The organism is Cupriavidus lacunae (assembly GCF_003353055.1).
GTDB classification, from domain to species: domain Bacteria; phylum Pseudomonadota; class Gammaproteobacteria; order Burkholderiales; family Burkholderiaceae; genus Cupriavidus; species Cupriavidus lacunae.
In genome coordinates, this window is record NZ_QKWJ01000079.1 from 1 (window position 1) to 20,768 (window position 20,768).

The window sequence follows — 20,768 nt, forward strand, 5'->3', positions numbered from 1 at the left end:
GAATCGCCTCCAGCGTCTGATGGTCAAATGTACGTCCGTCTCGTTTCATACACGATCCGACCGGCACGGGCATCGCAAAGTTCCCCAATTTGTCGACTTACTTATCGACTGGTGAGTAAACGTCCGCTCCGCCCAGATAGCGAGCGCTCGCTGAGCGCAAGTATCACACCGCTTCGCGACACGGCCTTTCGTATGGAAGCCAACTCGCAGGCCGCGAGGACCCGCTAACAAGAGGTGCGACTCAAGAAGCGCGCTCATTCGCTTCGCTGTACCCGGCGCTGACCTCTCGCCAGGCCGCGATAATCGAATCCGCCGATCGATCGATATCCTCTTCAGCCGTGGCCCACGAAATGACGGAGAAGCGCATGACGAGCCTGCCGTGCCAAGTGGCCTCCGCGACGTAGCAGATTCCCGCAGCTTGGACTCGCTTGATGGTGGCCCTGGTTACTTGATCTCGGCGCTCAGGCGGCCCTTCCATGCCAAACTGTACGACAAACTGGTTCAGCTCCACTTGATTGAGAATCTCAACACCGGCTTCAGATCCGAGCCGATCCGCCATGCGCCGGGCGAGAAGACAATGTCGCTCAATCATCGCCGCAATGCCACTGCGCCCGAGTGTGCGGATAAGCGCCCACGTCGCGAAGCCGCGCGCACGCCTTGAAAGCTCGGGGACATAGTGAAAGGGTTCCCGGCATTCTTCGCCCGCTGCGGGCAGATAGCTCGCTTCGTATGCCATCGCGTGCCGGTGTGCATCCGCGTCGCGGACGATGGCATAACCGCAATCGTAGGGCGTTTGCAGCCACTTGTGGCCGTCGGTTGCCCAGGAGTCCGCCTGTTCGACGCCCGCGGTTAATTGGATCAGGGACGGACAGGCTCTGGCCCATAGCCCAAACGCTCCATCGACATGAATCCAGCCGCCATGGAGATGCACAATGTCCACGATCTCCCGGAATGGATCGAACGCGCCAGTGTTGATCTGGCCGGCTTGAACAATGACTATCAGCGGTCCATCGCAGGACACCAAGGCCCTGGACAACGCGGCAACCTGCATACGTCCCGCATCATCAGTCGCGATTCGGGTGACGCGATCGTGCCCAAGTCCGAGATAACGCAACGCGGCAAAGATGGCGGCATGAGCGTCGTCGCCGATGCATACGTTGATTGGGGGGGCGCCGAACAAGCCATCAGCATCGGCATTCCACCCGATCTGTCGCAAAACCGTACTTCTGGCCGCAGCAAGGCAAACGAACGTTGCCATCGTCGCCCCTGTCGTGAAGCCTATCGAGCAGCACGCAGGCAAAGACAGCAAGTCCAGCAGCCACTCAACCACAATTTGCTCTACGACTGCATTCGCGGGGGACCCAAGATAGCTCCCGCTGTTTTGCCCCCACATGCTTGTCAGCCAGTCGGCCGCGACGCCGACTGGATGGGAGCCGCCTATCACCTTGGCAAAGAACCGAGGGCCTGCCTCCCCCATGAGGCCTGCGTCTACACCGGCGGCCAACTGCCTTATGACTTCGGGGGGCGACATGCCATCGTCAGGCGTGGGTGCATACAGTACTTCCCACAATTCATCGAAGCTGGCGGTCGCCGCAGGCCTGCGCGTCGTTCGGGAGTCATGGAAAGCCATGGCGAGAGCATAAGCCTCCTCGAAAGCGGCGCGTTGCTCGTCCGACATGGCGGCCCCCTACGAAAGATTGCTCTATTTATAGAGGCTCTAGCGAATAGTTTTAAGGCCTTTATTTGTCGGGCGACACTGTCGGCCATATGCGAAGCCTTCCCCAGGGCCGACGAGCCGCCCACGAGTCACGTCAAAGTCTGACCGCTTGACCTTGAAACCTGCCGCTGGCACCGGGCGGTGTCGAAGGGCGGAAACGGGTCGCGAAGAGACGACCGCGTAGCGGCCTTGCCCGTTGCCCCTTGCGGCAGGGAGGCCGCACGCACCGAAACATCGGTCCGTGCGGCCAAAGCGCCGGCTTATTCGACGCTAAGTGTGGCCTTCATGGTCGGATGGAATGTGCAGGTGTAAGGAAAGATGCCGGTCCTCCTAGATATGTATTTCCACGAATTGCCTGGCGCGATGCCCTTCGAGTCAAAGCCACCAGATTGTGCGGTCACCGTGTGTGGGAAGGGATCCTTGTTGACCCACACGACGATGTCACAGGGCCATATGCTAAGCGTCTGCGGTTCGAAACAGGTTCCCTCGATCACCACGGTGTGCATGACGGGCTTGGCGCGGATTGAGCCGCTCATAGGCCTCGCGGCGTCGAAAGCCATGACCGACTCGGAAAGCACTACTGTTCGAGCGCTTCGTCTCAAAGGAGTTCGGCGAGCCGAGCCGCTCGATATCGACGGGGACTTCGAACACCAGCACATACCACCACATCTATGCACGCCGCATAAGCATAGCGCGGACACCGTGCTATCTCGCCGTGCTGGCCTCGCGCATGCAGAGGCAATCCCGCAATGCGCGCGCGGTGCGCTGGCAGAACCGCGTCTTCGGCAACGTGCTGGTCCCGGTAGGCGCCGCGCTCTTCTTCGTGCGCAGGCAGTCCGCCTGAGTCTTTATGCGGGGGCATGGGCGTGCTGGTGGCACTCGGGCGGCGGGTTTGCTTCAATGAAGGCAGATCGCCATCGCGGAGACGCCCCATGCGCACCTTCCTGACGCCGCTTGCCCAGTCCCGCCACCGGCCGGCCCATACAGTGCCGCCGATCGAGGAGCCGCCGCCCCCGGGCATTCCGCCGGACTTGCCGCCGATCGAGCATCCACCGCCACCGGCGGAACCGCCAGTGGCGGTACCGCCGCCATCCTACGAGTAGCGCAGCGCGCGCCGGTATTGAATCGCTTCGCCCACGTTGGCGGCCTGCAGGATCGCGGCGCGGTCGAGATCCGCAATGATGTGGGCGATCTTTAGCACTCAAAAGTACGAACGGGCGGGCCAACCCAGCTTTGTCATGGCCCCGCACAGCAGCGCCTCCGCTTCCTTTGCCCACCGCGCCAGTCGCCGTTCGGACGCGGCCAGCACGCGGACCTCGGCGCTTGGCTCGCCCGGCGGGCCGTCCAGCATCTCCTCTGACAATGGTGGCCCGGTACCTGGTCTATGAGACCTTCCACTATTGCTGTCACGTCCACGACAATTGATTCGTGCGCAACATGCCCGGATGAAGTACATGAACCTCACCTTTCCCGTCACCGACTGGTTGCTGGGCAACAGCTACCTGCGCAGAGGTCGGTTCGGTCGCCTCTTTTATCGCTACAGTGAGTATGTCAAGGAAGAGTTCCGGCCCATCATCAACAAGTTCTATAACGACCATTCCCGCATGACCCTGGGCGGACCGACGATAAGCGCCGCAAGATGGCAGCCTGAGGGCGCGGCAACCACCTGCCATGAGAGGTATCCTTACGTTTCACGCAAGCTACCGATGAAAGCCTGTTGCAGGAGCCGGTAGCGGACGAGGCCTCGGTCGTCCGCTTCAGGCGCCATCGTGTGTCACGGGCGATCGATGCAGTCACCCTCCCTTCCCTACTGGCGTCCTCGGTGTATTGAGTTGCAAAATCGGTTCAAGCACGAGCGTCGCTGCTGTCATGCACACCCGATCCCGCGAAGTCGCGCTGCCAAGTGCCCCAACCCGGCCGCAGGCATGGGCGCGCCCTGCCGGGCGCGCCCAAAGAAAAGGCAGAAGCGAACGCTTCTGCCTTCCCTCGCTGACACACTCCACCGCCCCGGGTGAGAGCCCTTGCCGGCGGCAATGCCAATGCTTAGACGTGTTCGCCCAGGACGGACGCGGTCACGTCCACGGCCACGTCAGTATGCAGCGCAACGCTGACCTGGTCACCCACCAGCTTCAGCGGGCCGTTGGGCAAGCGCACCTGGGCTTCTTGACCATGAGCCTTGGGTGCCCAGGGCTTCGGCGATGCCTGCGTTGGTGACCGAATCGAACTGGCAGCCGCCCACACCGGACTTCCGGTCAGACCGTTCAGCTTCTCGCCTTCGGCCTGCACGGGCGGCCAGCTTCTGGGCGGCAGCCTTTTCCAGTTCGACGCGCTTGACTTCGAGCTCGCTGATGGCGGTTTGCGTAGCGCGGCGGGCCTTCTTGTTCGGGATCAGAAGTTACGGGCGTAGCCGTCCTTCACGCGAACGATGTCACCCAAGCAGCCCAGGCTGATAATTTTTTCCTTGCATCGTATTTTCCTTAACGGCCTGGGCAATCAGTGCTTGTGCAGGTCCGTGTAGGGCAGCAGCGCGAGGAAGCGCGCGCGCTTGATGGCCGTATCGAGCTGACGCTGATAGTGCGCCTTGGTGCCAGTCAGGCGAGCGGGCGTGATCTTGGCATTGTCGCCGATGAAGTCCTTCAGGGTGTCCAGATCCTTGTAGTCGATCTGTTCCACGCCAGCCACGGTGAAGCGGCAATAGCGCTTGCGCTTGAACAGTGAGCTTTCCTTTTTGAAAGGCTTCTTCTTTTTATCGCTACGTTTGATGAATGCCATGATTCGATCCCTTACCGATGCCTTACATATCAGCGATATGGAAGACGAGAACCTTGCCGTTGCGGCGCCTGCGAGCCCGCGGCGGTCAGGCCAGGTGCGAAGCGGAGCGCAGTGCGGGGAAGCCCAGGCCAGCTTACAGTAATACGACTCTCATTGTGCCCGATCGTGGCCGCCATGAAAGCCTGCGCCACAACACTACTTGATGCTTAGGCCGCTACTGGGGTTTCGGCTGGCGACTGGAGTGCGGCCTTGTGGGCTTCTTCGCGCTGCACTTCCTTCATCATTGGCGACGGCGCGGTTTCGGCCTTCTTGGTCTGGACGATGGGGTGACGCAACACGGCATCGTTGTGACGGGCTACGCCGTCTCGGCTTCCCACTCGCGGGCGGTGCTGGCGACGGTGCATTCCTGGTCAATGGGCCGAGGGATCGGCTTCGCCGCGGCCTCAGCCGGCTCGGCCTGCTCCAAGGATGTGGCCGTCACCCGGCTGGTTGTGTTTGGAGACGGACGCAGCCACGCCATCAACGCCGCCCAGCGCTCGTTGAGGCGAGAGCGAGGCGACAAGGTCGTCGAAGTATGCCGCTGCTGGGCCGCTTTCTCTCGCGGGTGATCCAGATCACGAATCCGGTAGCACATCGGATACCTCCTTTCGGAAGGCGGAGACGAAAACTCGTCCCCACGAGCATCGCTGCATTCCGGCGGGGACGATCACTTCCAGTATGGAATGTGCACGCGCTGACCGCCACCCGAACTGGCTGTTTCACCTCCCGGGGCACCCGGAGCGGCCATGCCACCGCGCGCGGTACTACGGGATACTGGCCGCTCCTGCCAGCTGGTTACCGCCCTCGCCTACCTGGCGTGGGCCTCGGGCCCATGCTGAACCCACTATCACCAGACGACCGCCCCAGGCTAATCCGCTGTCGAAGCTATCCAATCCGGAAAAACTCCACGCTCTGCCCCGCATTGACCGCCCGGCGCGGCCAGTCCGGCATCTCACCCTGTCGGTCCCAGGTGAGCCCTTCGGCATTGCGGTAGCAGACCGCCGGCGGCGGCGGAGGCGGTGGCGGATCAAAGCACCCCGCCGCCTTTAGTTCCTCCATCGTCAGCCCTGCCCGTCCCCAGTGAGCCTCTCGGCATTGCGGTAACAGACCGGACACGCGACGGGTGGTGGCGGCAGCGGCGGATCGAAGCCTGCCGCCTCCAGTTCATCCATCGTCAGCCCGTAGTTGGCCATCTCTGCCTGGATCCAGCGTATCGCGTCCGCCCGCTCAATTTCTGTTGCCGTCGTTGCCATCGGGGTTGAGGGAGGTAGCAGGCACGCCAGGTACTTCCTCCGCGCTCGGCGCCGGGCCGCCGGCCTTGCGCCGCCGTTCACTACCGCCATCCCGCTCGCGCGGCGCCACGCGCGATAGTGCCAGCAGCTGGCCTGCGAGCGCCGCTTCGGCTTCGGCCCGCTCGGCCCGGCGCTGCGCCGCGGCGCGCCTGGCACGCGACTCCTCCAGCGCGGCGCGTAGCGCGGTCAATTCCGCCTCCAGTCGCGGCATCGCTTCCATCCGCAACTGCGCCTTGGCCAATCCAGTGCGCGCCCTTGCGCCAGCCTCTCTGCACATTTAGGGGTGATCGTACCTTTCGTGCAAAAGCTGGCGGTGATCACCTGGCGAGCCGCTTGGGACAAGGCTATGCGTCTATTTCGCACGAAAGGTACGATCTCCCCTGCTCCCGCGCGCTCCAGCTCGGTCGAGAATTGGGTACGCAGTTCGGGCTAGCTGACGGCCCGCGGCTGCAGCACCTCCGCCGGCGTGCCCATGTTTCCCTTGCGCACCAGGCTGTAGCGCTTGTTGGCGGTGGGCGTGACACCGTAGCGGAAGAACAGCAACCAGCACACCTCGCGGTACAGCGCACGGGTTTCGGGGAAGCGGCTGCGCAGCTCGGTCAAGTCGGCCTGTAGGAGACTGCGCCAAAATGGAGGCGAACTCCCTGACTCCCGCTCTTCGCATCGAGATCCATGCCATGTGAGTTCAGTGCGGCGTACAGCGAAACGAGTTCACGCGCGTCTCGCGCGCGGGTCGGCTTTGGCGTGTTCGATCGCCGTAAGTGTTTCTGAGTCCAGCACTGCCTGGGCGCCGGACGAAATGGCAAACAGTTTGCCGTCGATGTCATGGACGTGTAACTGCTCATGGGTGACAGCATCCGTCACCAGCGCGCGGCCGGTGAGGCGCAGGGCGGCTTGGAGATGGGATTGTCCCGAGACGATTCGGTAATTACGTCCTTCTGATTGTCTCACCACCGCGTCGGTGGGGATCTCGCTGAGCTCGATAGTGCCGAATCCGGGGAGCGACATTTCCTCGATGCGATTCTTGATGCAGGCGACCATCACGGCCGCGCCGGGGTGCTCGGTTGCCGCAAGCCGTTCATATTGGCCGAGGAGGATGTTGGCCTTCTCGATTGAGGGCGTCGCATAGACAAAGGATTGGATGGCGGTCGGCGGGCGAGTCAACCGGGTCGCCATGATCGCGAAGGCCCAGTCCCTTTTGTAATTGCAGTGTGGGCAAACCCAGCCGTATTTGGTGGCAATCAGGATGCCAGGGGCGCCACCTTCGACTCCGTGGCGATGATCGGCGCTGTTCCTGCAGATGAAGGCGCGCAGAACCGGGCCGCCGAGGCCGACCTGGTTCTCGTTGAGCTTCTGGACCTGATCGTCGGTGAACGGTGCGCGAATGTAACTCATGGCATTTGAGACGGCAGCTTCGGCGTGGCGTAGCTATCGCCGCGCAGCCGGCACGCTCGGGAGTCTGCCCGGCGGCTAACAGAAACGCCGGGCGCCAAAACACACTGCGGCCGCCTCCTTCCAGTTTATGCCCGGGAGAAGGTCTATGTTGCTTTGGCCGGGCCCGAACCCTTTGTGTGCTGCTCGACCTCAATCCATTCCCAGCCATGAAGATGACGTCACATCCATGCTTGGTCGCCGCATCGATGATCCCCTGGTACGGCATCGAGGTCGTCATTTCGATCTGGCATGTGACGCCTGCTGCCTTAGCTTCCGCCACAACCTCGGCCAGCCTGGCGTTGGCCACTTCTGCCGCATGCTCTTCGAACGCCTTGCGGCGTGGATGCCCGGCATCGCCCGACGACAGACGCGACTGCAGACAACCTCCCAAGCATTTCTAACTCAGCGTTCTGCCAAGCTGAACAGTGTTTTGAGCTCGTCCCCACTAAGATTACCGACCCACTGTTCGCCCGTGCCGACTGCCAAGTCGGCCAGTTCCCGTTTGGCGCGAATCATGTCATTGATACGCTCCTCAAACGTAGCGCGAGTGATGAATCGGTGGACCTGAACGTTGCGCTGTTGGCCAATGCGATAGACTCGGTCCGTTGCCTGCGCTTCCACCGCTGGATTCCACCATAGATCGTAGTGGATGACGTTGGAGGCCGCGGTCAGATTGAGCCCTGTCCCGCCGGCTTTGAGCGACAGGATAAAAACGCGCTCGGTACGGTCGTTCTGGAATCGCTCGACCATCGCATCTCGACTGGTTCGCGCGACTCCCCCATGGAGGAATAGCGGATCGCGGCCATATCGCTGTCGCAGCCAACTGCAGAGCAGGTTTCCCATCTCGCGGAACTGGGTGAATACCAGCACCTTTTCGTGGCTGGCGTGGATATCGTCGATGATCTCGAAGAAACGCTCCGCTTTGCCAGACGCAGCCGCGTCGGCCTGTCCCTGTTTCAAATATTGCGCCGGATGGTTACAGATCTGCTTCAATGCCAGAATCATCTGCAGCACCAGGCCTTGGCGCTTGAAGGTGTCGGATTCCCCCGAGATGACTCGCAAGCCTTCCTGTACCACCGATTGATACAGCGCCGTCTGGGCCTTGGTCAGCGTGCAGTATTGATCCTGCTCTATCTTGTCGGGCAGATCGCTGATGATGGCCTTGTCGGCTTTCAGGCGTCGCAGCAAGAAGGGGGCCGTGACCCGCTTGAAGCGCTGCACGACATGCTGATCGCGCTGGATCTGAATCGGCATCGCATATTCCCGCGCGAATTGGTTCAGGCTTCCCAGATAGCCCCGGTTGGCAAAGTCCAGGATGCTCCAGTACTCGGGCAAACGGTTCTCCAGCGGCGTCCCACTCATGGCAATAAAGCTGCTGGCCGCGATCGCCTTCACGGCCTTGGTCTGGGCGGCAGCCGGGTTCTTGATGTTCTGGGCCTCATCCACTATGACGACGCGCCATGCCAAGGCATGGAGGGTAGCAGCAGCCGTACGCGCGATACCGTAGGTCGTCAGCAGGACATCAGGCCGAATCACCGCGAGCTCACGCTTGCTGCCGTGGAAGATGCCAACGCTCAGGTTGGGGGCGAAACGCCCAATTTCCTTCTGCCAATTGGTCAACAAACTGGTGGGCACGATGACCAGGGCCTTGGCGTCGTCAAGCGCGCCATCCTCCTTGAGCTTTTGCAGCGTAGAGATGACCTGCAGTGTCTTGCCCAACCCCATGTCATCGGCGATCACGCTGCCCAAACCGATTCGCGCGTTGCGATAAAGCCAGGCATAACCCCGCTGCTGGTAAGGGCGTAGGGTGGCATTGATGCCGCGAGGCAACGGGACCGTGCCCGCTTCCACCAAATCCTGAATGATCTTATGGGCCTTGGCATCCAGGCCCACGGTCGTGCCGGCGAATTCGCCCGCGAGGGCGACGCGCAACAGTTCAGCGCCGGAAGGCACCGATGGCTTAAGCAGTTGGGCACGCAGGCGCTCGATCTCTTTGGGATCCAGATAGACGTACGCCCCTTTGAAACGTACAACGCCTGCGACATCCTTCACCAACCTTTCAAACTCGGCGCGCGTGAGCAAATGGTTGCCAACGGCCACTTTCCAGTCGAAGGCAAACACATCGTCGGCGCGAAAAAATCCCGCAGTATCGGTCGCCGTACCCTTGATCTGCATGGACAGGCGAGGTCGCAGTAGATGGTCGAGCGCCTTCGGCAGCAGCGCGCGAATCCCGAGCAAGCGGATTACCGGCAGCGTATCAAACAGTAAGGCCGGCAGCTCATCCGCAGCAAGCTTGACGGGCGCCTTGGCGCCAGCCCTGATATAGGCATTGAGCGGTTGGAAAAACTCGGCCAATAGCGCGACAGTCTGCAGAATGCCAAAACGGGCCTTCGACCAGGACCTATCGCTCAGGATCGCAGCCAGTGGTACTGGCTCCCCCAGTGCAGCCGATCGGTGCTCGATTGCAAGTGTCAGCCCGAAATGGCCCGTTTTCGCCTCTTCGAGGCACAGCACCGGTGTATGTTCTCGGTGCGCCAGATGGTATCGGGATAGCCAAGTGTGAATGCCGGCGGCGATTTCCCCTTCACCGGGACCGTCGTAGCGGGCTCGGCCGGTGCAGAAGAACAAGGCCATCGTCTTATTCCCGAGGGGCTTTTCCCTGGCGCCATCCGACCATGCGTGAATGAAGTGATTCAGAAACAGGGAACAGAGGAATGTCGCCTGGGCCTCCCGGGCGAGCACTGCCCGCTTCCTTCCCGTCCCGGTCCTGACTAGGCCTGACGGCAGCGCTTGGGCAAGGCGCTGCAGGATGTTCCCCACGACACCATCGAGCGTGGCGGGAAGCCAGCGCAGCAAGACAGTGTCGGTATCTGCCGAGAGGATTTGCGGGACCACCGCACCACGCGCGATCAACTGCAGTGCTATCAGGCGGACGTGGAACAGCGCGGCAACCTCGGGCTGTACGTCTGGCAGATTGCTCGCATCTACGTGGGCCAGTGCTGCTTCCAGCGCCTCGATGGTGGTGATGTCCTTCGTGCCGAACACCGACGGGTGCAATCTTGCGTCCAGTTCAATCTTCGGGCGGTCATCACCGGAGAACGTGAGGCGCTGCGCGGCGACGGCACCGGCGCCCGAATCCATGGCTTGTCGCGCGGCCTTACTCGGCCGTGCCAGCAAACGCCGCAACGTCTCGCGAAAATCTCCGTTGGGAAAGAAAGTGGGGCGCGCCGGCAGCACCTGTAGCAGTGGACCGGACAGGTCCGGAATCCCGGAGAAATCCAGCTAATCAAGCGCAGCAACATCCCCCGCATCAGCCAGGGCCTCTGATGCTGTCGGCAGCAACTCGGTCAATGTGGGGAGGACAGCCCCAGCTGCCGGCGCCAAGTGGATGTCGCGCGACTTCAAGGCTTGCGCCAGGTCGACACCCCGCAATGAAAACACCAGGAACGGATTGCCATCGATTTCCCGGCTCAGGAGGTAAATCACCGCCGCCAAGTGCTTGCAAGGCACGGCCCAATCGGGGCAGGAGCATTGCATATCGAGGTCCTTCCACCGGGCAGGGAAGACGGAAATCCCAAGCTTGCGCGCGTGGTCCAGCACCGACGGATCCAGTTCCCGGTTGAGCATCCAGGCGATCAGGGTGGGCTCGGCGGCGATGGCGTCCAGAAGCCGTGCGGAATCCTTGGCGGAAAGCGGCGGCACCGTGATCGTCACCTGGTAGGGACGTGGCCGGGAGCCCTGTACCTGGGCGTGGATCGTCCCGGCCCTGACGACAAGATCCTTGACCGCTCCTTTGTTCGCGTAGGTCCGCCCGCGCGGCAGACGATTGTCGTAGTCGATGTGTGTCAGGGCATTGAGCCATTGCTCGCCCCACCACGTTCTACCGAAGGACTGTCGCACCACTGGCCGGGCCTCCTTCAATGCTCGGTGGATTTTCCGATCTGAGGGGAATCCGCTATCCAAATCAGTGCCGTTCCCCGGCGGCGGATCAAAGCGCCCCGCTGCCTCCAGTTCCTCCATCGTCAGCCCGTACTCGGCCATCTGGGCCTGGATCCAGCGAATCGCCTTCGCCCGCTGATTTCTTTCTGTCATTGCTACCGTCGTCGCTGTCGCTGCCGTCATCCGGGGGCGGCAGGCGCCCCCTGTTCTTTGTCCCGTTCATCCTTCGCGGTCTGGCGCCTGGTCACCGGCTTTGTGCCGCCGTCCACCACCGTCACCCAGCTGGTGGCATAGTGCTGCGCCTGGGCGGCCACAAGCCAGTCGGTGACAATCTAGTCTTCTAGACAGTATGAAGATGATGGGACGCAGAAGGCAGTACCGCTGTATGCCAGAATCCGTGCCGTCGTTCGCTGCTTGAGCCGAGCAGGGCAACTTTGGCGATCACAAGTTTTGCAGAGATGGCGTTTGGGAGTTGCGTGTCGACGTGGGCGCCGGCTATCGCGTGTACTACGGCATCGCAAAAAGGCGGATCGGTCGCCCTTGTCCCAATCGGCCTTGGCGCGCCGCTCATGTATTTCACATACTTCTTCGCGGCCATTTCCGGCGGCAGGTCGTTCAGGTCCGATGGATTGGCGTCATACCAAACCACGTACCGTTGATAGACCGCTCTCGAATTGTGGCGCAGCGTACCGAGTTTGCCCAGGCCGACAGCCGGTGCAAAAGTCACGCGCTCGGCGCGGCTGTATGTGAAAAACGTCTGCAATTCGAAACTGCTGAGTTCACGTGGCACCTCCCGCGCGCCCAAGTACGTGCTCTGCCAGCCTTGCATCTCGTGCGCCTCCCGTGCGGTGGGCCAAACACGATACGTCAAGCAAAGGCGAACAGCAAATCTCAGAAAATCAAGAGCTTAGGCTTGATGACCCAGAACCCGGTTAGGTTTGCAAACCGTCGCAAATTGCACCGAAATCAAGACTACCCCTAAGCCGCGCATGTGGATTGGCTGGGGTACCGCCAACCGGCGAGGCACTCGATTGGGTATGCCAAGAGGTGGCGCGACTACCCGTTGTGCGAAAAGGAGACTTGTCTTCGGCCGATCTGTAGCCTTTTTAAAACGTCTCTACGCTTGTCGCGGCCTCGGGGTAGAGGTTGGGAAAAAGAAAGGTCAGCGAGTCCAGAGGGAACCCGATTCCCACGGCGCCTCGATGCGAATGATCTTCTGAGATCAGAAGACCGTCTTTTAGGAGTTGAGACAGCAGCTTTCTGCCTGTTCGCTCTCCGAGGCCGGTCATCTGAACGAAATCCCCCCGCGGCACTGGGCCTGCGACCACAAGGTGGTGAAGCGGCAGTACGGCCTCTTGGCGATATTCCGGGTAAGCGGCGAGCTGGCTGCGGAAGACCACAAGAGCCTGAATGCGCTCGCGTAGTCCGTTGATATCAAGCAGTGACGTCATAAACGAAACCTGGTCATCGCATTGTTCAATGAAGAATCGGCACCACTCCCACAACATACGCTCGCTGAGGTTTCCGCGTCCGTCGAGATCTCCATGACGAGGCATGTCCGCGTTCTTCAGTAGGGCGTAATAGTCGTCGCGCTTGCGAGCGAGCCCGCGATTTACCGACCAAAGCCCGCCACTCAGGGGGAACAAGGCACAATGCGTCTGGAGACGTGCAGCGCGACCGTTGCCGTCCCGAAACGGGTGAGTCCATACCGCACGGTGGTGCGCAGCGGCGATCGAGTAAAGCAGCGCATCTAGTCCAATCAGCCGCCCGTAGACTTGAGTCATCCTTTCCATGAAGCGCGGCAGCGATGAGTGCGTGGGAGCGTGATGCTGTTGAATAGCCACGTCGACAATGCGCAATTGGCCCGGATCTATGACCTCCCCCTCGTGCGTCGACCGGTCCTCGGGTGTCAGGCGACCGTAGAGCGCTTTATGGGCAAGTAACAAGAAATCCGCCTTTAAGGCGCTAGCCTCATCTACAACCAGACCTTCGAGTTCGCGCTCCGCCTCGATATGAGCCACTGCAAGACGTTGCAACTTCGCCGTTTCTGGCTGGGCAGAGAAGTCCTTTTGCAGCGCTCGGTCGATGTTCACTGGATGCGTGCTCTCACCCTCGATTCGATTCGAGTAGTAGGAGTTCATTGAGCGCACCAACTCGCGCAGCCGCGTACGTGCCGAGTGACTTAGAGTACCCTGTAACCTATGAGCCCTTTCAATCACTACACGTGTGGCGGACACAAGTTCCTCCACACGTTTCTGCGGTAAGAGAGGCTCGAAGTGACGCGGGTTATCGTACAGTTCGATCGTATCGGATTGCATACTCAAATTGCCAGTTCCGGTTCCGGTAACTTCCTTCCTAGAATTCCACATTATACATAGACTTAGCTTTCATCTTAATCGCAAGTCCATCCCTAATGTTGCCGGTTCGGTTGCCGGTTCGGTTGCCGGTTCGGCTCTTGGCTCCCTAACGGTTCACACAACCGGTAGACCACTTTCATCGATCTTAGCCGGTCACATCACTTGTCGGCACAAAAATGCTGCATAAGGCGCCTCCGTGCGCCATGGTGCTGGGATGGTGGCCAGCAAAGCAAGTTCGCAAAGTAGACATACTGGCCCGGCATATGGATCGGCATCACCGACCAGGCGCTTCATGACTCCGCAAGCGTAGTAGAGGGTCGGCACGCCCAGCCCCTTGGCATGATAAGGCGTTATCGTGCCTTATTGCCGGTGGCCCAGAAACGCCAGCGTCACGTTCCTCTCCCGGCTCCCGCGCGCTCCGGCCCACGACTGCTGGCGAGCCTGAAGGGAGCGCAACGGCAGTAGCCGGCCACATTCAGCCATCCGTCCAATGCATTCAACGGACACTCGAACGACGCCTCGCCCACGGCAGCGGACATTTGGGATCGATCGTCGCAACTCAGTACACGGCAAGCTTCCGTTGTAGACGGTTTCCTGCCCCCGTAGTTATCGGCGGTTGTGCGATGTCGTGACTCGGCGTTAGCTTCGCGCGTATGCCATCGGCACCATGCCGATCTGGACACTAACGAAATTCGATAACTGATTGTCAACCTGATCCGCAAGGGCGCGATCATGGACGTGAATCACAGCTGCTCACGCGCCTCGGCTTACACCCGCTGCCTCATCCAGCATGCGATGCTCATGCGATCGCGCGTGGCGGGCAGCACCTCGTGTTCAAACTGTGCCGAGAGAAACAACAGCAGCGTTCCGGCGCGAGGAAAGACGTCGTGATATGACTGATCGGCAAGGTAGAGCCGCAGTGCGCCGCCCTCGGCGTCCTGCCACGCTTCGTTGAGGTAGAAAACGGCGGAAATCACGCGGCTGTCGTTGTTACGTAGGCAGTCGTGGTGGCGTGCGTATCCGGCGCCTGGCCGATATACCGCGTAGTGTGATTCGCTATCGACCAGACCGAGAAACAGGTCGCGGTTGAGCGCATGGCGTAGCGCTTCGATGCGATCGGCGAACGCCTGCTGCCGCGTGCTTAGCGCGTCGGGTTGGAACCAGCGCGTACTATCGCCGCGCAAAAGCGTGGCAGCGCGATTGACCCCTACACGGGCTGGTGTCAGCAGCTGCGCGTCGTGCATCTCCATACATTCGGTCGATAAGGCCTGCGTCTGAGTCTGGGGCAAAAAGTTCGACATGACACACCAGCCATTGACGGCGAGCGCACTTGTCGCGATGTCGAATTCGCTGGATTGGGAATTCGCCGAGCCATCGATTGCCTGGTCCGGAGCGGCGTCGCCGATCAGGCAATCAACCAGCCGTTCGATTTCCGCTTCACTCAGGGGGTGTTCCAGAAACGCATTCCTTTTTATTTGCTCTTCCGCTCGCGGCTAGATCGAGTACTCGCTCGGGTCCGCAACAAGCTGGTCAAAACCATCAAGCGTTGTTGGGGTCACGTCGAACGCGGGCATTGACATGCCCCGGACCCAGGAGGAAGAGCCGGGTCGAGGTAGTCGATCTGTCGGGACCACGGCGCAGTCTACACGAGTGGGACAACAAACCGATCGTTGATGCTCGGCTCGAGCGATGGCCTTGGCCGACGCTTATTACGTGCAACGGCCCTTGGGGCAACGTCGGACCTAACGGCGGCATCGGGTCGCTATGCAGAGATTTGCATAGACCCCTATGCGCAGGTCGCAACTATGCGTAGATGGCGTGAAATTCTCGGTACCGGACCAACTCCGAGGGTTCCTGGCCCGATACTGTCTGCGCATAGTTATAGCATCCGTAGGAACCGCATGCATCGATCCCGTGCCCATAACCTGCATGGTATGTGTCGGCGAGCCTTATTTGTGCGGGTACCTTCTTTTTCATCGAGGGTTGGCTTTGACATAACTGTGGAGTGGTCTTGGAGCTCTCGTGGCCGTGCCAGAGTGTAATGACCCTGTACGGCACGCCGAATCGCGAAAGCCATCATGGCCGCTTTAAGTTGCACCACCACTTCAGTCTGCAGCGGAAACTATGCTCAGGTCTCGACTGAACCACCATGCCAGAAGCTGCGCCGCTGCCGGACTCGATCAGGCGCCCCTGCGCGACCTACGCATAGTTGCGACCTGCGCATAGGGGCTAGAGACGACCGAGCTATGACCGTCCGCTGGGATCATCAAAACCCAATAATTTCGTGGTTGTGAAATTATTAATTGGGGGACTGCTCATGCGCCGCTGATGACAGACATGCCGTTTGCGGCACTCGAATGTTGCCGCGTTGATTGACCACGGCGGGGGACGAGAAGACACAGGCGCCAAGAGTCCCGCTTAGCAAAAGGCCCGAATCAAAACAAAAAGCCATCCTCAGGTAGGAATGGCTCCGAAACCCGCGACAATTCTTCCACCGAACATGGGACACCCCGAGGCCGGACAATTCTTTGCGTCAGGGATCCAGCGCGAACTGGCGCCGATCCGCTTTACGGGCAGAACCATCGACCGCCTGTGCGCCAGTGTGCGCGCACAGATTACCGAGGTTCGTGCGATCGAACGCAGCATCCTGGAGATCGCCGTCGACCGTTGCGGCATGCCACGCGAGGCGTTTGTCGATTCGTTCCCGGGCCACGAGACCGACCTTGCATGGACCAGCCGCATGGCGGCGACTTCGCGGCAATTTGGCGCGGCGCTTGAGCGACATCTGCCGGCCATTCAGGCCGGGCAACAAAAACTCATCGACATCGAGGCCCGGGCCTCGCTGCCACTTCAGCAGCTCAAGCAGATCAACCGCCAGATGAGTGCCGCGGAGTTGAAAATGCGGCAGGCCAAGCGGGAGCTGATCGAAGCGAATCTTCGTCTTGTCATTTCAATTGCCAAGAAATACTTGAACCGCGGCATGCAGTTCCTGGATCTGATCCAGGAAGGCAATATTGGCCTGATGAAGGCGGTGGACAAGTTCGAATACCGGCGCGGCTGGAAGTTTTCGACGTACGCCACTTGGTGGGTCCGCCAGGCTGTCACGCGTGCGCTTGCTGATCAGGCGCGCACCATTCGTGTGCCGGTGCATATGATCGAGATGGTCAACAAGCTGAACCGGATTTCGCGCGAATTCCTGCAACAGACGGGACAGGAAGCGCATCCCGCCGTGCTCGCGGAGCGCATGGAGATGTCCGAGGAAAAAGTGCGCAGTATCCTCAGGATCGCGAAGGAACCTGTCTCGCTCGAGACCCCTGTGGGCGACGATGCCGACGCGACGCTCGGTGACATGATTGAGGATGTCTCTGCGAGTTCACCGACTGAGGCCGCGATTCACGCGAACATGCGCGCCGCGATCGATGAGGCACTCGACGAGTTGTCGCCGCGCGAGGCCAAGGTCCTGCGGATGCGATTCGGGCTCGATACGGCCTCTGACCACACGCTTGAAGAGGTCGGCAAGCAGTTCGACGTGACCCGCGAACGGATCCGTCAGATTGAGAGCAAGGCGATGCGCAAGCTGATGCATCCCAGTCGCGCTGACAAGTTGAGGCCCTTTCTCGAGCGCTAAGCAAAGGCGAGGAGTCCGCCCCTCTTTCGACGCCCTACCCCAGACCCACAGCGATCACGCATCGGCCCGATCGCTGCCCTGACAGGACGCGTTTGCAGCGCGGAACTCTTACAGCGGTTTGATGTTCGCTGCCTGTTTCCCCTTGGGACCTTGCTTGACTTCAAAACTGACCTTCTGGCCCTCCTGAAGTGATTTGAAGCCGTTTCCCTGAACCTCGGAGAAGTGCGCGAACAGGTCATCGCCGCCGTCGTCCGGCGTGATGAACCCAAAACCCTTTGCATCGTTAAACCACTTGACGGTACCTGTTGCCATGTTCTGAATGTTCCAAGGAAGACTAGTTGTAAATGACGCCACCGGCCTGCGCCAAATGTGCGGCTATCTTGTATCACGGGTGGGCCGTCGCCGACAATCCCTTTGGTCGAGGCTTCACAAGCCTTTAAATGCCCCGGTGCATTGATTGATCCTGCTGCGACGCAACACACGCGTCGCTTGATTCCGGCGACCAAAGAGTTTACGGTGAATGCCCGGTGTGCGCTTCCTGCGCGTCCCTTGCACCGATGCATTCACTGCCGTTCTCATCGTCTTCGTGGAATTCGATCCACGGACCAGCTGTCGTAGGTTCCATTTTCCGACCCCGGCAAAGGCCGGCAAAGGAGGCCGCCATGCTAAGTCCGCACGAAATCGCCGCGCTACTACTGCTTGGCGATGCGCAAGATATCGATGATCTCGAACCAGATCAATTGGACGGCTTGCTGGCCCACAAACTGGTCACGATGGAGAACGGGCATGATAGCGGCAATGCTTATCCCCGCCTGACGAGTCAAGGACACTCCATGCTCGAAGCCGTGCGAAGCATTCGGTAAGACTTCGTTTCGTGCCCAATCGCCGTGTCCCGGCAACGCCGGCCCCATGCACTTCTTGGCCCGTATGCTGCGGCTAACCGTTGTCGACCGGGGATCGCGGAAGCGCAACGGCGGTAGCCGGCCCATGTCAGCCATCATCGTCCGTCGTCGAATCTCTGATTCGGCACCGTAAATCACCTACGCAACAGTCTTCTGATCGCGCAGTACTACCTTCCTTCCCTGATCACGTTCACCAAATCCGCAAGCAAACGAAGCTGCCCCCTTACAATGTTGCCGTGCAATATAGGACCAGGGCCGAAGAAGGGCACGAATAGCCACACACCCTGTTTTGCGGCTGGCAAATACGCGTACGCCCGCCGAGGGAAGCAGCGGAGGACAGAATGGCGACAGCTCGAGCTGGAACCAGAGGGGAGGCACTGAAGCTCCTGGAGACAGAGGGAGTAGCGGTGGTCGAGTTGGACTACGAGTCAGGTTGGCAGGATGCTGTGGAACTCGGCAGGCTCGGCCAGAAGGTTGGGATACGCGTCGAGTATCGCGGGCACGAAAACATAGCCGTCCGCTCGCCGGCTGCGCTCGTTGCCGGCCTATTGCGACCAAAGATAACGTTCCGGCAGCGGAATCTGTACTGTCAGTTTGAGCTCAACAACTTGCCAGCAGATGAGCTAGAGAGCCTGGAGGCAAAGGCGGCGAAGTTGGGGGACTATATTCTCGCGGGGCACTTGATGAGAGAGGTGGATGCACAGTGGACAGAGTAAGCTGGTGCGGTCTGCCCTTTCGACAATGAACAGTTCGCTGTAGGGAAGCACGGGTACTCGACAGCGTCGTTGTATCCCACTACTATCCCTCGCATGCCGAGAACCATTATTATTGGTGGGCCGGGTGGGACTCGAACCCACTATCAGTCGATTATGAGTCGACGGCTTATACCACTTAAGCTTCCGGCCCTTGCGTGGAGCGCGAGATGTTACCCGAAGGCGACCTCTTGCGAACAGTTTTCCACCGCCGCTGTTCTATAGCGCTGCAGGCGAACTGGAAAAACGCGGACTTTGCGGCTTCCACCGCCTGGGCAACCTCGCGCTTCGCCGCGTCGATTGCCTCCTTCTTCGTGTCGGCGCGGAGTTTTAGCAAGTGCTTCTTCGCTGCCTGAGCTTCGCGTGCGAGCACGAAGCGCGGAGTATAACCGCAGCGGTTGGCAGACCTAATAGCGGACTGGCTCATCATTGTGTGATGACGTTTATGGCAGCCGGCGTAATCAGCGGACAGCGCGGAATGCTCAGCCCGCACTGGCGCGGCAGCGCGAAACCGGGAGCGAGAAGTCCGAGATGATTGCGGCCACCGATCCGCCTAGCTCAGATCTGCTATTTGGAGAGACTGTGCAAGAGCGTTTCGCAACCTTGCGCAAACAGATCGACGGGGAAGCGACAGAGTCCATGCACTGACATTAGTCCAGATTTTCGCCGCGGTCCCAGGCGTCGATCAGCAACTTCGCAACTGTATTCACTGGAGAGGCAGCGTTTCGCAGGGACTAGCATCTAATACTCAGCCGGCGCAAGGATGCCTTAACAGCGCTGTTGGTCTGTCGCTCCGCGGGAACCAGTTTAGCTACGTATGCCAGCACCGGGGCGTAGACCATTAGCAGTTCCGTGTACGAATGCGGTTCGCGACCGCAGGAGCAGACTGAAGCGGGTACCGGTCAGAATGCCTAGAATCGGGTGCCGGCACGCGGCGATCGTCGGCGCGAGCCCGAACTCGCGTACTGATTCTTCAGTACCAAACCCGCCCTCCGCGCGCACTGTTGCCTCCCGCAAACTGCGGGACAGTTTGCCCATGGTCGGTGCATTGATTACGCCGTATGCGCTCAGCCGAGAGCGCCTCGGCATGCGGCCACTTCCGGCCGCGTGTAGCCTCAGGCTACGGCATTGTCAGGAAGGGAATGACGAGTTTCCAGCTAGCCCTTGATTTTCTGTGAATCTTTGATGCAGGTGTTGCATTCGCGGATTTTGCCGTCGCGGCCGTGGACGAACAGTTCAACGCCATCCTCTTTCGCTTTTTCTGTGCCCGCGGCGACAGCCTGATCCTGCGTCAGGTATTCCGCGCTCGCTTCGTCTTCGCCTTCAACCTCGACGACCCAGCCATACTTGCCGGTTGGGATGACGTGGATATTGTGTGCGTGCATGGCGTCTTCCTCCTGCCAGCCCTAAATGCTTCAATTTTGACGAAGGCTCGCCGGAAACGCCAGCGACGAATGTGCGACACCGTCCAGTGTATGTGCCCTGGTTGCAGCGTTTTGCCAACTGGCCCCGGCGTCAGCTGAATGCGCCCGGCTTCCTAGTCATAAGTAGCGTGAACGTCGGTAGTAAAGGAATGGCAGCGTCCAGGCCTTTGGATTCGCATGGCCATCATCTATGATGTGATTCATGTAATCATCGTATTGCCATCTTGAGGCTCCCATGGAGCAAAAGACCGCTCGGCTTACGTTGCTCATCGATCCCAACAAGAAGGCTGCCTTCGAGCGCCTTTGCGCACAACAGGATCTGACTGCCTCGCAGGTGATACGGCGGCTTATCCGCGACTACCTGGCCCAGCATGGCGTCCAGTACGTGCCCAGCGGTGTGGACACGGACAAGGCAAAAGCCATGGGCAAAGAGAGGCAACCGGTCGGCGCGTCGTCGCGGCGCGACGCGGCACCTCCTGCCAAGCGCCGTGCGACCCGTCGCGGAGCCTGAT

Annotated in this window: 17 protein-coding genes, 1 tRNA gene and 7 pseudogenes; 7 read left to right on the top strand and 18 right to left on the bottom strand. The window is 60.3% G+C overall.

What is annotated here, in order from left to right; all coding sequences use genetic code 11:
• Window positions 1-241 precede the first annotated feature (241 nt).
• Both DN412_RS34420 and DN412_RS44970 read right to left on the bottom strand, forming a co-directional pair.
• Window positions 242-1,678 carry a pyridoxal phosphate-dependent decarboxylase family protein gene (locus tag DN412_RS34420; RefSeq protein ID WP_115215672.1) on the bottom strand — a complete coding sequence of 479 codons (1,437 nt, stop codon included), beginning with the start codon at window positions 1,676-1,678 and terminating at the stop codon, window positions 242-244.
• A gap of 299 nt (window positions 1,679-1,977) precedes the next feature.
• Window positions 1,978-2,277: a cupredoxin domain-containing protein gene (locus DN412_RS44970; protein ID WP_244222915.1), complete on the bottom strand. Its 300-nt coding sequence runs from the start codon at window positions 2,275-2,277 to the stop codon at window positions 1,978-1,980.
• Between the two features lie 152 nt (window positions 2,278-2,429).
• Here DN412_RS44970 and DN412_RS34430 point away from each other — a divergent pair.
• Both DN412_RS34430 and DN412_RS34440 read left to right on the top strand, forming a co-directional pair.
• A pseudogene (locus DN412_RS34430) lies at window positions 2,430-2,561 on the top strand (lysine transporter LysE); the annotation flags it as partial.
• A 610-nt stretch (window positions 2,562-3,171) separates the two neighbouring features.
• Window positions 3,172-3,450, top strand: a complete 279-nt coding sequence (locus DN412_RS34440) for a hypothetical protein (protein ID WP_425267470.1) — start codon at window positions 3,172-3,174, stop codon at window positions 3,448-3,450.
• Window positions 3,451-3,760: 310 nt separating this feature from the next.
• On the opposite strand, the pseudogene rplI reads toward DN412_RS34440, so the two are convergent.
• The 9 genes and pseudogenes from rplI to DN412_RS46045 all read right to left on the bottom strand — a co-directional run bounded on the left by rplI (window position 3,761) and on the right by DN412_RS46045 (window position 11,346).
• Window positions 3,761-4,189 (bottom strand): annotated as a pseudogene (rplI, locus tag DN412_RS34445) (50S ribosomal protein L9).
• Between the two features lie 21 nt (window positions 4,190-4,210).
• Window positions 4,211-4,489, bottom strand: coding sequence for a 30S ribosomal protein S18 (gene rpsR / locus DN412_RS34450; protein WP_039015607.1), 279 nt, complete (start codon window positions 4,487-4,489; stop codon window positions 4,211-4,213).
• A gap of 206 nt (window positions 4,490-4,695) precedes the next feature.
• Window positions 4,696-4,842 (bottom strand): annotated as a pseudogene (locus tag DN412_RS43600) (30S ribosomal protein S6); the annotation flags it as partial.
• Window positions 4,843-5,413: 571 nt separating this feature from the next.
• Window positions 5,414-5,644: an H-NS histone family protein gene (locus DN412_RS44975; RefSeq protein ID WP_425267471.1), complete on the bottom strand. Its 231-nt coding sequence runs from the start codon at window positions 5,642-5,644 to the stop codon at window positions 5,414-5,416.
• A 111-nt stretch (window positions 5,645-5,755) separates the two neighbouring features.
• Window positions 5,756-6,010, bottom strand: a complete 255-nt coding sequence (locus DN412_RS34470; RefSeq protein ID WP_244222916.1) for a hypothetical protein — start codon at window positions 6,008-6,010, stop codon at window positions 5,756-5,758.
• A 239-nt stretch (window positions 6,011-6,249) separates the two neighbouring features.
• Complete coding sequence (locus DN412_RS34475) at window positions 6,250-6,423, bottom strand: hypothetical protein (RefSeq protein WP_425267472.1); 174 nt, start codon at window positions 6,421-6,423, stop codon at window positions 6,250-6,252.
• 108 nt (window positions 6,424-6,531) lie between these two features.
• A complete protein-coding gene (locus DN412_RS34480; RefSeq protein ID WP_115215675.1) occupies window positions 6,532-7,215 on the bottom strand; it encodes a hypothetical protein in 684 nt (227 codons plus the stop codon).
• Window positions 7,216-7,656: 441 nt separating this feature from the next.
• Window positions 7,657-10,395: a DEAD/DEAH box helicase gene (locus DN412_RS34485; protein ID WP_208647713.1), complete on the bottom strand. Its 2,739-nt coding sequence runs from the start codon at window positions 10,393-10,395 to the stop codon at window positions 7,657-7,659.
• Between the two features lie 141 nt (window positions 10,396-10,536).
• Window positions 10,537-11,346, bottom strand: a complete 810-nt coding sequence (locus DN412_RS46045; protein ID WP_425267473.1) for an SWIM zinc finger family protein — start codon at window positions 11,344-11,346, stop codon at window positions 10,537-10,539.
• A gap of 268 nt (window positions 11,347-11,614) precedes the next feature.
• Between DN412_RS46045 and DN412_RS44990 the strand changes: the two are divergent.
• Window positions 11,615-11,725, top strand: a pseudogene (locus tag DN412_RS44990) (type II toxin-antitoxin system RelE/ParE family toxin); the annotation flags it as partial.
• 84 nt (window positions 11,726-11,809) lie between these two features.
• Here the strand turns inward: DN412_RS44990 and DN412_RS46050 are convergent.
• The 3 genes and pseudogenes from DN412_RS46050 to DN412_RS34505 all read right to left on the bottom strand — a co-directional run.
• Window positions 11,810-12,022: pseudogene (locus DN412_RS46050) on the bottom strand (alkyl sulfatase dimerization domain-containing protein); the annotation flags it as partial.
• Window positions 12,023-12,299: 277 nt separating this feature from the next.
• A complete protein-coding gene (locus tag DN412_RS34500) occupies window positions 12,300-13,334 on the bottom strand; it encodes a Fic family protein (RefSeq protein WP_244222917.1) in 1,035 nt (344 codons plus the stop codon).
• Between the two features lie 983 nt (window positions 13,335-14,317).
• A complete protein-coding gene (locus DN412_RS34505; protein WP_208647714.1) occupies window positions 14,318-14,800 on the bottom strand; it encodes a 2OG-Fe(II) oxygenase in 483 nt (160 codons plus the stop codon).
• A gap of 1,289 nt (window positions 14,801-16,089) precedes the next feature.
• On the opposite strand from DN412_RS34505, the pseudogene rpoD reads away from it, so the two are divergent.
• Window positions 16,090-17,178: pseudogene (rpoD, locus tag DN412_RS34515) on the top strand (RNA polymerase sigma factor RpoD); the annotation flags it as partial.
• 108 nt (window positions 17,179-17,286) lie between these two features.
• Here the strand turns inward: rpoD and DN412_RS34520 are convergent.
• Window positions 17,287-17,490: a cold-shock protein gene (locus DN412_RS34520; RefSeq protein WP_013954359.1), complete on the bottom strand. Its 204-nt coding sequence runs from the start codon at window positions 17,488-17,490 to the stop codon at window positions 17,287-17,289.
• Between the two features lie 350 nt (window positions 17,491-17,840).
• On the opposite strand from DN412_RS34520, the gene DN412_RS34525 reads away from it, so the two are divergent.
• On the top strand, window positions 17,841-18,041 hold the full coding sequence (locus DN412_RS34525; protein ID WP_115215678.1) for a hypothetical protein: 201 nt from the start codon (window positions 17,841-17,843) through the stop codon (window positions 18,039-18,041).
• 380 nt (window positions 18,042-18,421) lie between these two features.
• A complete protein-coding gene (locus DN412_RS34530; protein ID WP_115215679.1) occupies window positions 18,422-18,796 on the top strand; it encodes a PHA-granule associated protein 4 in 375 nt (124 codons plus the stop codon).
• Between the two features lie 113 nt (window positions 18,797-18,909).
• Here the strand turns inward: DN412_RS34530 and DN412_RS34535 are convergent.
• The 3 genes and pseudogenes from DN412_RS34535 to DN412_RS34545 form a co-directional block, all read right to left on the bottom strand.
• Window positions 18,910-18,986 (bottom strand) — tRNA-Ile (locus tag DN412_RS34535).
• A gap of 92 nt (window positions 18,987-19,078) precedes the next feature.
• Window positions 19,079-19,262, bottom strand: a pseudogene (locus DN412_RS45735) (fumarate hydratase); the annotation flags it as partial.
• 727 nt (window positions 19,263-19,989) lie between these two features.
• Complete coding sequence (locus DN412_RS34545; RefSeq protein WP_115215680.1) at window positions 19,990-20,217, bottom strand: DUF2188 domain-containing protein; 228 nt, start codon at window positions 20,215-20,217, stop codon at window positions 19,990-19,992.
• A gap of 274 nt (window positions 20,218-20,491) precedes the next feature.
• Between DN412_RS34545 and DN412_RS46055 the strand changes: the two genes are divergently transcribed.
• Window positions 20,492-20,767: a ribbon-helix-helix protein, CopG family gene (locus tag DN412_RS46055; RefSeq protein ID WP_114135870.1), complete on the top strand. Its 276-nt coding sequence runs from the start codon at window positions 20,492-20,494 to the stop codon at window positions 20,765-20,767.
• The last annotated feature ends 1 nt before the right edge of the window (window position 20,768 follow it).